Origin of the sequence: Paraburkholderia sp. RCC_158 (assembly GCF_041355255.1) — a bacterium.
Classification (GTDB): Bacteria; Pseudomonadota; Gammaproteobacteria; order Burkholderiales; family Burkholderiaceae; genus Paraburkholderia; species Paraburkholderia graminis.
Genome location: NZ_JBFUPM010000018.1, coordinates 70,673 through 83,187 on the forward strand (window position 1 = coordinate 70,673; position 12,515 = coordinate 83,187).

Here is a 12,515-nt window from a genome sequence, read left to right on the forward strand (position 1 = left end):
AGCGGCGGGCTCCGGCAACAAAAGTTGTCAGTATAGAGGGTGAAAGCTCGTCGAAAAGTTAATCGCCGATGACGCGTGCCATGAGTAAGTGCCGCAAGCGCCGTAAGCGCTGCAAGCGTTCATCGCGCTGCCGGGGCGCTCAACGGAACGCGCAACGACAGGGTGGCGGGAGCGGCGTCGGTGGCGTCCTGTTGCTCGAAGCCGCCGCCATGCGCTTCCGCGACGCGCTTGCACAGCGCGAGCACCCACGCGATGCGATTGGCTTCGCGCGGCTCGCGAGCCTGTTTTCGCGCAAACGCTTCGAGCAGATGAGGCAGCGAGGCATCGACCAGCGCGGCGCTCGCCTCGTACGTGACGGCGGCATGCCAGGCCGTTGCATCCGCACGCGCTTCAAGCGTGACAGCCGAGTCTTGCGCGCTCGATTCGACCGCAAAGGTGAGCATCATCCATAACGCGGCGGCGAGGCGCTCGCGGTCGCCATTCAGTTGCTCGGTGCCGAGTTGAGAGTTGACGACGACTTCGACGCCGCGCGTGCGCGCGAGGCCCGAGCGCACTTCTTCCGCGGTTTCGTCGAGCAGCGGATGCAGCGGAAACGGCGCATACGCGAGCGCGAGCGATTTCGTTTCGGCTCGGGTGGCGTCGACGACCGTTTCGAGCAACTTCACCTGTTGATCGACACCGTTGCGAATGCCGGTAACGGCACGCTGCGAATTCGGATCGTTGGGATCGAGCTTGCGTTCCAGCACATAAGCCCAGCTATGAATAGCGTTCAACGGACCGCGCAAGTCGTGCGACACGAGCGACAGCACATGGTCGCGCATGAAAAGCGCGGCTTCGGCGCGCAGATGCGCGGTGCGTTCGGATACGGCGAACGTGGAAGCCGCCGGCTGGGTCCCGGTTGCCCCGGCCGTTCCCGTTGTAGACGTTGTCACGATCGACCTCTCAGGCAATGCATCATGATTGGGAAAGTCCCATTATAGGCATGCCACCGGACGCCACCAGCCTGGCCGGATGGCTATTGCTGGCCGCAATCCGCGTGCCACGCCGCGCTGTTCGACTGGCCTGCGTCAACGCGCCTACAATGTCGGTTTTACGTTTGTGAACCAAGGAGCGACATATGTCGACTGTGACTACCGAATCCGGCTTGAAGTATGAAGACATCGTTGAAGGAACGGGCGCGGAAGCGGTTGCTGGCAAGACCGTCAGCGTGCATTACACCGGCTGGCTGACCGACGGCCAGAAGTTCGACTCGAGCAAGGATCGCAACGATCCGTTCGCGTTCGTGCTCGGCGGCGGCATGGTCATCAAGGGCTGGGACGAAGGCGTGCAAGGCATGAAGGTCGGCGGCACGCGCAAGCTGACCATTCCGCCGCAACTCGGCTACGGCGTGCGTGGCGCGGGCGGTGTGATTCCGCCGAATGCGACGCTCGTGTTCGAAGTCGAACTGCTCGACGTTTGAGGCTTCGGCCATCCGTTTCGCCGCTGGTCTGTTGCCTGATTTTCGATGACGCACGCCGCCGTTACCGCACCTAGCGTTTCGCTGCGCCGCTTCGGCGCGTCGCAGGCGTCGGACGTGCACGACTTCCACCAGGTCGTGCTCGGACTCGACGGCGCGATGGTGATGGCGGTGGACGGCGTCGCGCAACGAATCGACGCGCGCTGCGCGTGGCTGATTCCAGCAGGCGCGCGGCACGATTACGCGGGGCTCGGCGAAAACCGGCAGTTGGTGCTGGACTTGCCGGCCGCGACGCTCGCCGTGCCCGAGCGATTGTTCGACCGGGCACGGGCTGTTATCGTCGATGCGCCGTTTACCGAACTCGTGCAGCGCATTGCGTCGCACGCGGCGCAGGGCGTGGACGACACGCACGACGCGCCGGCGGACGATCTCGATGTGCGGCGTTTTCATTGGGACGCGGCTGCGCGACTCGGCGCAGCGTTGATTGCCGGCGCCGGCATGCAAGGCGCGGAAGCGCCCGCGGCAGGGCTCGACTTCGCGCGGATCGACCGCTGGTTGCGCGCGCATCTGTCCGAACCGCTGCGTATTGCCGACCTTGCCGCGCATTGCGGCTTCGGCATGCGGCGCTTCCATCAACTTTTTATCGACGCGTTCGGCGAAACGCCGCATCGCTATTTGCAGCGGCTGCGGCTCGATACGTCGCTCACGCTGCTCGCCGATCCGCGGCTTTCGCTGGCCGACATCGCGCTCGACATCGGTTTCGGCGATCAGAGCGCTTATACGCACGCATTCACGCGACGGTTCGGGTTAGCGCCTGGGCAATGGCGGGCGTTGCGGCATTGACGATTTTGGGTCGAGGGCGTTGAGCTTCAGACGCTTCAGGCGCTGCCGCATCGAAGCATCAAACCTTGCCGCATAAAAAAGCGCGCTGGCCAATAAGCTCAGCGCGCCCTATACCTACTCTCTGCGATAACTCAGCACTCAGCCAGCGAGGCCGCGCTCCAGATCGGCGCGAATATCCGCCGGATTCTCCAATCCCACCGCGAGACGAATCAGGCCCTCGGTGATGCCGGCCGCTTCTCGCGCTTCGGGCGTCACCCGGCCATGCGTTGTCGTCGCCGGATGCGTGATGGTCGTGCGCGTGTCGCCGAGGTTGCCCGTGATCGAGCAAATCTTCGTGCTGTCGATCACGCGCCACGCATTCGCGCGCATCTGCTCGGGCGTGTCGCCCCTCAACTCGAACGAAACAATCGCGCCGCCCGCCTTCTGCTGACGCATGGCCAGCGCGTGCTGCGGATGCGATTCGAGGCCAGGATAGAACACGCGCTTCACGGCAGGATGCGAGTCGAGCCAGCGCGCGAGTTCAAGCGCGTTCGCCGACTGCTTTTCGACGCGCAGCGACAACGTTTCCAGGCCCTTGAGCAGCACCCACGCGTTGAACGCGGACAGCGTCGGCCCGGCGCTGCGCACGAACGGAAAGACCTTTTCCATGATGAACTTCTTCGAGCCGACCAGCGCGCCGCCGAGCACGCGCCCCTGGCCGTCGAGGAACTTGGTGGCCGAATGCATGACCACGTCCGCGCCGAGCTTCAGCGGCTGCTGCAACGCCGGGCTGCAAAAACAGTTATCCACGACGAAGAGCGCATTCGCCGCCTTGGCGATCTTGCTGATCGCTTCGATGTCGGCAATCTCGGTCAGCGGATTCGACGGCGTTTCGAGGAAGAACATCTTCGTCTCGGGACGAACGGCGTTTTTCCACGCATCCAGATCGGTCGGATCGACAAACGTGGTCGTGATGCCGAACTTGCTGAAGATTTGCGAGAACATGCCGAGCGTCGAGCCGAACAGCGCCTGCGAACTGACCAGATGGTCGCCGGCCTGCAGCGTGGACATCACCACCGACATGATCGCGGCCATTCCCGAAGCCGTCGCCATGCAGGCTTCGCCGCCTTCGAGCGCGGCCAGACGGTCCTGGAACATCGAGACGGTCGGGTTCGTGAAACGCGAGTACGTGTAATAGTCCTCGGACTTCTTGAAGCGCTCGGCTGCGTCCGCGGCACTCGCGAAGACGAAGCTCGAAGTGAGGAAGATCGCTTCGGAATGCTCGTTGAAGTCGCTGCGCACCGTGCCCGAGCGGACTGCCAGCGTATCGAAGTTCAGGGAGTCGTCCATAGTCGTTGTGGTTTCCAAAGTTCCATGACTGCATTCGGCGCGCGGCTTGCGTCATGCAACCAGACCGCGTGGTCGAACGGCAGTAACAAAAAAGCCCGCTTTGCGCCGGCGCTTTTTGCGTCGGTACAAACGGGCTTCATGTGCGGGGAAAGCTGGAGCGGAGGCGGACAAGTGCGGCTTTTCCACCATTCGCTTTAGCTGTTTCGGGTTGCCCCGCGTCCGCAAGCTGAGATCAAATCGACGCAAGCCATCATGCTAACACGCTCGCGGCGCGGCGTGCAGCGACGCACGCGATGCCGCGAGCGCGCGCTCGGCATTTAACCTACCGACAACTGCAAGTGCAACTGCGAGCGAGCGGGACCGCCGCCGTCGATGGCTTCGCTCGCGGCGTCGCGATCCGATTGCGACGACGGCGCAAGGCGCGCGGTTTCGATGCGGTCGAGATACTCGGTCGTCACGTCGCCGGTCACGTAGTTGCCGTCGAAACACGAAGCCTCGAATTCCTTCAGCGCCGGATTGATGTCGCGCACGGCCTGCTTGAGGGCGTCGACGTCCTGATACACGAGATGATCCGCGCCGATCATGCGCGCGACTTCTTCGTCCGAGCGGCCATGCGCGACCAGCTCGCCGCGCGTCGGCATGTCGATACCGTAGACGTTCGGGAACTTCACCGGCGGCGCCGCCGAAGCGAAGATCACCTTGTTCGCGCCGGCATCCCGCGCCATCTGCACGATTTCATGCGAGGTGGTACCGCGCACGATCGAGTCGTCGACGATCAGCACGTTCTTGCCCTTGAACTCGATGCCCATTGCGTTCAGCTTCTGGCGCACCGACTTCTTGCGCACCGCCTGGCCCGGCATGATGAAGGTGCGGCCCACGTAACGGTTCTTGAAGAAGCCTTCGCGATACTCGACGCCCAGCTTCTTCGCGACCTGCATCGCGGCCGGACGGGACGAATCGGGAATCGGCATGACGACGTCGATCGCGACGTCGGGCAATTCGCGCCTGATTTTCTCGGCGAGGTAATCGCCCATGCGCAGACGCACGTTATAAACCGGCACGCCGTCGAGCACCGAGTCCGGACGCGCGAGATACACGAGTTCGAAAATGCACGGGTTCAGGCTCGGGTTCGTCGCGCATTGCTGCGAGTGCAGGTTGCCGTCGAGGTCGATGAACACCGCTTCGCCCGGCGCCACGTCGCGCACGAATTCAAAGCCGATACCTTCGATCGCCACCGATTCCGACGCCAGAATCCATTCGACGCCTTCCGCCGTCTCCTGCTTGCCGAGACACAGCGGGCGAATGCCGAACGGGTCGCGGAAAGCGAGCAGGCCGTAACCGGCGATCAGCGAAACAATCGCATACGAACCCCGCACCCGCCGATGCACGCCCGACACCGCCTTAAAGAGCGCCGCCGGATCGAGCTGCAGGCCCGAGCTCGAAAGCTGCAATTCGTGCGCGAGCACGTTGAGCATGACTTCCGTGTCGGAATTGGTGTTGATGTGGCGGCGGTCGATGCGGAACATCTCATCTTTCAACTGCTGCCAGTTGGTCAGATTGCCGTTGTGCGCGAGGATGATGCCGAACGGCGCGTTCACGTAGAACGGCTGCGCTTCTTCTTCGCTCGACGCCGAGCCGGCCGTCGGGTAGCGCACCTGGCCGATGCCGGTATTGCCCGGCAGGCTGCGCATGTTGCGCGTGCGGAACACGTCGCGCACCATGCCGTTGGCCTTGTGCATGTGGAAATTGCTGCCGTTCGCTGTCGCGATGCCGGCGGCGTCCTGACCGCGGTGCTGCAAAAGCAGCAGGCTGTCATAGATCAGCTGGTTGACCGGAGAATGGGAAACTACGCCTACGATGCCGCACATGGCATGTCCTTCAAAGGTACGAAATTCGTCAGAGCGGCCGGTGCCTCGCGAAGCGCGCGCGATATGCCGCGACGGTTCGCGACATGATGACAAGGCAACCGGTTTGAGCCGGAGTCCTGCCGCGTTCCCTTTTCGCTTAACTGATCGTCACACGCGGACGTACGCAGCGAGCGTTTCCGGAAGCAGCGGTTTCATTACGTGCACGCCCTCTACCGCATATGGCCGCAGCAAGGCGTTGCGCCAGAATTCCTGTTGGGGCAGTTCGGTCAGGCCTCCGAGGGCGACCAGAATCAGCACCAGAACGACCCCTCGTACGAGGCCGAACATCAAACCGAGCGAGCGGTCCACGCCGCTCAAGCCGGAAGCCTGCACGATGCGGCTCAGGAGCGCATTCAGCACGCTCGCCACCAGCACCACGCCGATCGCCACCAGCGCGAAGGCCAACAGCCACTGGGTCAGCGCGCCGCCCGGCCACGTGGACGGGATATACGGCACGACATAACCGACGAAGCGGCAGGCAATGAAAAACGCCGCGATCCAGCCGATCAGCCCGAACACCTCGGACAAAAACCCGCGCCATGTGCCGCGCAAGGCCGACAAACCGATCACCGCCATTACAGCGTAGTCGAAGGCAGTGAACATCGCTCGCTTTACTGGCTAGCGCCGTTGTTCGTGCCCGAACCCAGACCTGCCTCGCGAACCTTCGCGATGGCGGCGCTTGCCGCCGCGCGATCCGCGAATGGTCCGGCGCGCAACAGCGTGAGCGTCGAGCCGTCAGCCTGCTTCCGATGTTCGGTATATGCGGGCACTCCCGCCGCTTTCAACTTGCTTGCCCAGTTGCGCGCATTGGCTTCGTTTGCAAAAGCGCCGAGCTGGACGGCGAAACGGTTGCCCGGCGGCGAGGCTGGCGTGCCCGAATTCGCGTCTGCACTCGCGGCGACGTTGCTTTCGTCCGCGGATGGCGCGGCGGCCGTGGCATTGCTGCGGGTTGCCGGCTTGCTGGTCGGCTTGGCCGTCACGGCAGGCGCTGTCGATGTGGCGGGCGCCGGTGTCGGCGCGGTGTTCGCTGCGACGGCGGGCGCCTGCGGCTTCGTAGCAGGCTTCGCGGCGGACGCCGAAGCTGCGTTCGCGTCGGCCCGCCTGGTGTCCTTCGACGGCGCTTGCGTGGCCGGCGCGAGGCTCGAAGCGGCGAGTGCCGCATCCGGCGTCGGATTGTCCGGCGCGACGCCAGCCTGCGTGTCGATTTCGTGCTTTGCGAGTTTCGGTGCGGGACGACTGGGGATGTCGATGGAGATGTCGTCGGTAACGGGCTTCGGATGCGAGTCGAGCACCATCGGCAGGACGACCACTGCCGCGACGACCATCGCGATCGCGCCGACAAGCCGCCGCCGCGCGCGCTGCTTTTCCGGCAACGTGGGGTCGAGCAGCATCGCATCGGCATCGACGGTGCGCTCGGTGCGGCGGGTCCGCCGCTCCACGCGCTCGCTACGGGCGGCCCGGGTGGAACTGGTGTTTGCGCCGCGCCGGCTTGGCGCGTCGTCTTTCTTGCCGAACGAGAAAATTCCCATGAATCGCTTGGTTCGAGCGTGGCGCCCGTTCAGTGTTGCTGCGATTTACGGTAGGCCATCACGCCTGCTACCGTATAGAAACTGCCGAAAACCACGATTCTATCATTCTCTGACGCCCGCTTTAGCGCATCTTGGTACGCGTCGGCGGGGTTGGCGTAACGCGTGACGCTGCTGTCGGCGCTGTCTTCCACGCCCTGCTCGCGCAACGCGGCTTCCAGTTGCCCGGCCGAGGCCGCTCGCGGCGTGGGCAGATCGGTCACGCACCAGTGATCGATTTCGCCCTTGAGATGCGCGAGCACGCCGGCGATGTCTTTATCGCCCATCATGCCGAACACGCCATAGGTGTACGGAAAAAAGCCCATATTGCCGAGATTCTGGCCCAGCACCGCGGCCGCGTGCGGATTGTGGCCGACGTCCAGCACGACCGCCGGCTTGCCCGGCAGGACCTGGAAACGGCCAGGCAACTCGACGTTCGCGAGCCCAAGCCGGATATCCTGGGCCGAAACCGGCAGGCGATCACGCAGCGCCTCGAGTCCGGCCAATGCGGCGGACGTGTTGATCAATTGATTCGCGCCGCGCAACGCCGGATAGGCAAGCGCCGAGCGCCGCAGCGTCGGGCCGACGTAATTCCATTGCTGACGCTCGCTGCCGGCCTGGCCTTCGTAGCGGAAATCGCGGCCAAATAGCCACAGTTCAGCGCCGATCTGCTCCGCGTGGTCGATCAGCGTTTGCGGCGGCACCGGGTCCGCGCAAATCGCCGGCTTGCCGGGGCGGAAAATGCCCGCCTTTTCGAGCGCGATTTTCTCGCGCGTGTCGCCGAGATATTCGGTGTGATCGATGTCGATACTGGTGATGATCGCGCAGTCGGTGTCGAGAATATTGACGGCGTCAAGGCGCCCGCCGAGGCCCACTTCGAAAATCACCGCGTCCAGTCCGCGCGACGCGAACAGGCTCATGATCGCGAGCGTCGTGAATTCGAAGTACGTTAGCGACACCGGCTGGGCGAGGCTCGAACGCGCGGCCTCGACCTTCTCGAAGTGCTCGAGCAGATCGGCGTCGCTCGCCATCTGGCCGTTGATCCGCGCGCGCTCGTTGAACGACAGCAAATGCGGCGATGTGTGACAGCCCACCGTAAAACCGGCGCGCAGCAGGATCGATTCAAGAATCGCGCAGGTCGAGCCCTTGCCGTTCGTCCCGCCAACTGTGATGACCGGGCACGCAAACGAGAACTGCATCGCGTCGCGAACCTGGCTGATCCGCGCGAGCCCCATGTCGATGCCGACCGGATGCGCGGATTCGAGATGCGTGAGCCACGCGTCGAGGGTGGGGAATGTGGTCATCGGGTGAATCGCGAGAAAATCATTGAGCGGTGTGGCAAACATGCGCGGCGCAGCGCCTCGCGCAGTATGCGAGACCGTGATTATCCCGGAAATGACAGCGCGCCGCTTGATTGCTCAAGCGGCGCGCTGTTTTTTACGTTTTTGCCGACGACGAAGACGTCTGTCGTTGGCCTTCGCAGCTTACGCGACGGCGTCCGCCGGCTGATGGCTCAACAGCGCCATCAATTGAGCGAGTTCCTCGCGCAGCTTGCGGCGGTCCACGATCATGTCGATCGCACCCTTCGTCAGCAGAAACTCCGCGCGCTGGAAGCCTTCAGGCAGTTTTTCGCGCACGGTCTGTTCGATCACGCGCGGGCCGGCGAAGCCGATCAGCGCCTTCGGCTCGGCGATCACGACGTCGCCGAGAAACGCGAAACTCGCGGACACGCCGCCCATGGTCGGATCGGTCAGCACCGAGATGAACGGCAGCTTGGCCTCGGCCAGCTTCGTCAACATCGCCGTGGTCTTGGCCATTTGCATCAGCGAGAGCAGGCTTTCCTGCATCCGCGCGCCGCCCGATGCGGTGAAGCAGATAAACGGCACCTTTTGCTCGAGCGCGTTCTGCGCGCCGCGCGCAAAGCGCTCGCCAACCACCGAGCCCATCGAGCCGCCCATGAACGAGAACTCGAAGCAGGCCACGACGACCGGCAACGTGTGAATCGCGCCGCCCATGACGACCATGGCGTCGGTTTCGTCGGTGTCGTCCATCGCCTCTTTCAGGCGGTCCGGGTACTTGCGGCTGTCCTTGAACTTGAGCGCGTCGACCGGAACGATCTCCTGGCCGATTTCATAGCGTCCTTCCGGGTCCAGCAGGCCGTCGAGCCGCTCGCGCGCGCCAATGCGCATGTGGTGGTCGCACTTCGGGCAAACATGCAGATTGGCCTCGACGTCGTTGCGATACAGCACGGCTTCGCACGACGGGCACTTGATCCACAGGCCTTCCGGAATCCCCTTGCGGCTCTTCGGGTCGGTTTGTTTGATTTTTGGCGGCAGCAGCTTATCGAGCCAGCTCATATTGAATCCTTCTGGGGTCAACGGTTGCGCAAACGGCGGGACGAACCCGCCGCTCACACTACAGACGACAAAATCACTGTTATCGGGCAGTCGCGACGCTATCGAGCGCCTCGCGCACCTCTGCGATGAAACGCGTGAGCGTTTCGACAGCGGTTTCGGGGGCCGCCTGCTCGAGCAATTGCACGATACGGCTACCGATCACGACGGCATCGGAAACTTCGCCCACGAGACGCGCCGTTTCCGCGTCACGGATGCCAAAACCGACGCCTACCGGTAGGGGCACGCGCGACTTGATCGCCGGGATTTTACTCGCGATGCTGGAAACGTCCAGATTTGCCGCTCCGGTCACGCCTTTCAGCGACACGTAATAGACGTAACCGCTCGCGATCTTGCCGACTTCGGCGATGCGCTCGTCAGTCGACGTGGGCGCCAGCAAAAAGATCGGATCGATCCCCGCCGAACGCATTTTTTCGGCGAAGTTAGCGCATTCTTCGGGCGGATAATCGACCACCAGCACGCCGTCGACGCCGGCTTCCTTCGCCGCCTGCGCGAAGGCTTCGGTGCCCATGCGCTCGATCGGATTGGCGTAGCCCATCAGCACGACCGGCGTCGTGTCGTTGGTTTCGCGAAAGCGTTTCACATCGGCGATCACATGGCGCAGCGACACGCCGTGTGCGAGTGCCCGCTCGGACGATTGCTGGATCACGGGGCCGTCCGCCATCGGATCGGAAAACGGCACACCGAGTTCGATGACATCCGCGCCGCCGGCGGCGAGCGCATGCATGAATTCGACCGTGCGGGCGGGGTCGGGGTCGCCGGCCGTCATGAAAGGAATCAGGCCTTTTTTGCCCTGCTCGGACAGTGCGGCGAACGTGTTCTTGATACGGGACATGGAGTTGTTCTCGATTGAGCTACTGCGCTCGGCGCGTCGCGTCATTGCACTTCGGCTTGCCGTTGCATTTTGGCTTTGGCCGGCCGACGCGCGGCGGGCGCGGCAGCAGCCGCGCTGACGCGTTCCCGCGCTATCGCGCAGTAACTTTCATTGATCTCATAGCCGACGAATTCGCGCTGCTGGCGGGCGCAAGCGACTGCGGTGGTGCCGCTGCCCATGAAAGGGTCGAGCACGCGGCCGCCCTTCGGACAACTGGCCAGCACCATTCGCTCGACAATCTCCAAAGGCTTTTGCGTGGGATGATCGACGCGTTCGGCGTGTTGCCGATGCAGCCTCGATACAGACCAGACGTCCTTTGGATTATAGCCAAGCTCCAGCCACTTACTGCCTTCGAACAATTTACGCGAACGCGCCTTCTTCGTGACGGCATCGTACGGGATGCGGACGGGATCGAGGTCGAAGTAATAATCTTTCGACACCGCGAAGAAACCGATGTTGTCGTGCACCGACGTAAACCGGCGCGTCGTTCCGCCCATGCTCGGCACGCGCCGGTCCCAGATGATTTCGTTGATCATCGTGAGTTTTGTCTTCAGGAAGCTGAAGATTTCCGGCGCGTACTGCCAGGTGCAGAAGATGTAGAGCGAGCCCGACGGCTTGAGCTTCGGGATAGCAAGCTCGAGCCAGCCACGCGTCCAGGCGAGGAAGTCGTCGCCGGTGCGCATGTCGGAGTCGTTGCCGTAGTCCTTGCCGAGCCCATATGGCGGGTCGCAAAGAATCAGGTCGATCGACGCGTCGGGAATATTCGCTACATCGGTCAGGAAATCGCGGTTCAACAACTGGATGCCCGCGGGCACCTGCGGCAACAGCAGCGCAGGCGCCTCGGGCGCCAGAAGCTCGCCGGCCGGCGTCGTTTCACTGGTCGCCGGCTGCGGCTCGTCGAACTCGTCGCGCATCGTGGCGGCGCTCAGAACTGGATGCCCGATCGCTCCGCGACCGTGTGCATGTCCTTATCGCCGCGGCCGGACAGGTTCACCAGCAGGTGCTTGTCTTTGGCCAGCGTCGGCGCGAGCTTCGTGGCGTAAGCCAGCGCGTGACTCGACTCCAGCGCCGGAATAATGCCCTCGATGCGGCAGCAGTCGTGGAACGCCTTGAGCGCTTCTTCGTCGGTGATGCCGACGTATTGCGCGCGGTTGCTCTCTTTTAGCCACGCGTGCTCGGGCCCGACGCCCGGATAGTCGAGGCCGGCGGACACCGAATGCGTCTCGATGATCTGGCCGTTCTCGTCCTGCAGCAGATACGTGCGATTGCCGTGCAGCACGCCGGGGCTGCCGCCGATCAACGAGGCCGCGTGCCGACCGGACTCGATGCCGTCGCCGGCCGCTTCGACGCCGATCAACTGCACCGAAGTGTCGTCGATATACGGATAAAAGATGCCCATCGCGTTCGAACCGCCGCCGACGCACGCAATTACCGCGTCAGGCTGCCGCCCGATGAGCTCGGGCATTTGCACCTTGCATTCGTCGCCGATCACGCGCTGAAAGTCGCGCACCATCATCGGATAAGGATGCGGCCCCGCCACCGTACCGATGATGTAGAACGTGTTTTCGACGTTGGTCACCCAGTCGCGCATGGCCTCGTTCAGCGCGTCTTTCAGCGTGCGCGAGCCCGACTCGACCGGCACCACGGTCGCGCCCAGCAGTTTCATGCGGTAGACGTTGGCCGCCTGGCGGCGCACGTCTTCGGCGCCCATGTAGACGATGCACTCCATGCCGAAACGCGCGGCGATGGTCGCGGTGGCAACACCGTGCTGCCCGGCGCCGGTTTCGGCGATCACGCGCGGTTTGCCCATGCGCTTCGCGAGCAGCGCCTGGCCGATCACGTTATTGATCTTGTGCGCGCCGGTGTGGTTGAGGTCTTCGCGCTTCAGAAAAATCTGCGCGCCGCCGAGCATCTCGCTCCAGCGCTGCGCGTGATAAATCGGCGAAGGCCGGCCGACGAAGTACTTCAGCTCGCGCTCGTACTCGGCGACAAACTCAGGATCTTTCTGGAATTTCTCGTAGGCTGCGCGCAGCTCGTCGAGCGCGTGAACCAGCGTTTCGGCGACGAACACGCCGCCAAACTGGCCGAAATGGCCTCTTTCGTCAGGCAAGTTATACATGTGGATCA

General features: G+C 63.5%; 12 protein-coding genes. 2 read left to right on the top strand and 10 right to left on the bottom strand.

Annotated elements, in window-relative coordinates:
• Positions 1–119: 119 nt before the first annotated feature.
• Entirely contained in the window at positions 120–932 is an 813-nt protein-coding gene (locus tag AB6809_RS27240) for a sensor histidine kinase KdpD (protein WP_006047613.1), read from the bottom strand.
• Positions 933–1,117: 185 nt separating this feature from the next.
• Here AB6809_RS27240 and AB6809_RS27245 point away from each other — a divergent pair, with 185 nt between their 5' ends.
• Complete coding sequence (locus tag AB6809_RS27245) at positions 1,118–1,459, top strand: FKBP-type peptidyl-prolyl cis-trans isomerase (protein ID WP_006047612.1); 342 nt, start codon at positions 1,118–1,120, stop codon at positions 1,457–1,459.
• A gap of 45 nt (positions 1,460–1,504) precedes the next feature.
• Entirely contained in the window at positions 1,505–2,299 is a 795-nt protein-coding gene (locus AB6809_RS27250; RefSeq protein ID WP_029971424.1) for an AraC family transcriptional regulator, read from the top strand.
• A 138-nt stretch (positions 2,300–2,437) separates the two neighbouring features.
• On the opposite strand, the gene AB6809_RS27255 is transcribed toward AB6809_RS27250, so the two are convergent.
• The 9 genes from AB6809_RS27255 to trpB all read right to left on the bottom strand — a co-directional run bounded on the left by AB6809_RS27255 (position 2,438) and on the right by trpB (position 12,507).
• Positions 2,438–3,628: an O-succinylhomoserine sulfhydrylase gene (locus AB6809_RS27255; protein ID WP_029971423.1), complete on the bottom strand. Its 1,191-nt coding sequence runs from the start codon at positions 3,626–3,628 to the stop codon at positions 2,438–2,440.
• Between the two features lie 317 nt (positions 3,629–3,945).
• Entirely contained in the window at positions 3,946–5,496 is a 1,551-nt protein-coding gene (gene purF, locus AB6809_RS27260) for an amidophosphoribosyltransferase (protein ID WP_029971422.1), read from the bottom strand.
• Positions 5,497–5,643: 147 nt separating this feature from the next.
• Positions 5,644–6,138, bottom strand: coding sequence for a CvpA family protein (locus AB6809_RS27265; protein ID WP_006047608.1), 495 nt, complete (start codon positions 6,136–6,138; stop codon positions 5,644–5,646).
• 8 nt (positions 6,139–6,146) lie between these two features.
• A complete protein-coding gene (locus AB6809_RS27270) occupies positions 6,147–7,064 on the bottom strand; it encodes an SPOR domain-containing protein (protein ID WP_029971421.1) in 918 nt (305 codons plus the stop codon).
• 29 nt (positions 7,065–7,093) lie between these two features.
• Positions 7,094–8,404, bottom strand: coding sequence for a bifunctional tetrahydrofolate synthase/dihydrofolate synthase (gene folC / locus AB6809_RS27275; protein WP_029971420.1), 1,311 nt, complete (start codon positions 8,402–8,404; stop codon positions 7,094–7,096).
• Between the two features lie 180 nt (positions 8,405–8,584).
• Entirely contained in the window at positions 8,585–9,457 is an 873-nt protein-coding gene (gene accD, locus AB6809_RS27280; RefSeq protein ID WP_006047605.1) for an acetyl-CoA carboxylase, carboxyltransferase subunit beta, read from the bottom strand.
• A 79-nt stretch (positions 9,458–9,536) separates the two neighbouring features.
• Positions 9,537–10,349, bottom strand: coding sequence for a tryptophan synthase subunit alpha (gene trpA, locus AB6809_RS27285; RefSeq protein ID WP_029971419.1), 813 nt, complete (start codon positions 10,347–10,349; stop codon positions 9,537–9,539).
• Positions 10,350–10,390: 41 nt separating this feature from the next.
• On the bottom strand, positions 10,391–11,302 hold the full coding sequence (locus tag AB6809_RS27290) for a site-specific DNA-methyltransferase (protein ID WP_029971418.1): 912 nt from the start codon (positions 11,300–11,302) through the stop codon (positions 10,391–10,393).
• 11 nt (positions 11,303–11,313) lie between these two features.
• Positions 11,314–12,507, bottom strand: coding sequence for a tryptophan synthase subunit beta (gene trpB / locus AB6809_RS27295; RefSeq protein ID WP_029971417.1), 1,194 nt, complete (start codon positions 12,505–12,507; stop codon positions 11,314–11,316).
• Positions 12,508–12,515 lie beyond the last annotated feature (8 nt).

What these genes read in the sequence shown, in the direction of transcription:
- AB6809_RS27245 (WP_006047612.1), top strand. Translation starts at nt 1,118, where the DNA reads ATGTCGACTGTGACTACCGAATCCGGCTTGAAGTATGAAGACATCGTT.
- AB6809_RS27250 (WP_029971424.1), top strand. Translation starts at nt 1,505, where the DNA reads ATGACGCACGCCGCCGTTACCGCACCTAGCGTTTCGCTGCGCCGCTTC.
- AB6809_RS27255 (WP_029971423.1), bottom strand. Translation starts at nt 3,628, where the DNA reads ATGGACGACTCCCTGAACTTCGATACGCTGGCAGTCCGCTCGGGCACG.
- purF (WP_029971422.1), bottom strand. Translation starts at nt 5,496, where the DNA reads ATGTGCGGCATCGTAGGCGTAGTTTCCCATTCTCCGGTCAACCAGCTG.
- AB6809_RS27265 (WP_006047608.1), bottom strand. Translation starts at nt 6,138, where the DNA reads ATGTTCACTGCCTTCGACTACGCTGTAATGGCGGTGATCGGTTTGTCG.
- AB6809_RS27270 (WP_029971421.1), bottom strand. Translation starts at nt 7,064, where the DNA reads ATGGGAATTTTCTCGTTCGGCAAGAAAGACGACGCGCCAAGCCGGCGC.
- folC (WP_029971420.1), bottom strand. Translation starts at nt 8,404, where the DNA reads ATGACCACATTCCCCACCCTCGACGCGTGGCTCACGCATCTCGAATCC.
- accD (WP_006047605.1), bottom strand. Translation starts at nt 9,457, where the DNA reads ATGAGCTGGCTCGATAAGCTGCTGCCGCCAAAAATCAAACAAACCGAC.
- trpA (WP_029971419.1), bottom strand. Translation starts at nt 10,349, where the DNA reads ATGTCCCGTATCAAGAACACGTTCGCCGCACTGTCCGAGCAGGGCAAA.
- AB6809_RS27290 (WP_029971418.1), bottom strand. Translation starts at nt 11,302, where the DNA reads ATGCGCGACGAGTTCGACGAGCCGCAGCCGGCGACCAGTGAAACGACG.
- trpB (WP_029971417.1), bottom strand. Translation starts at nt 12,507, where the DNA reads ATGTATAACTTGCCTGACGAAAGAGGCCATTTCGGCCAGTTTGGCGGC.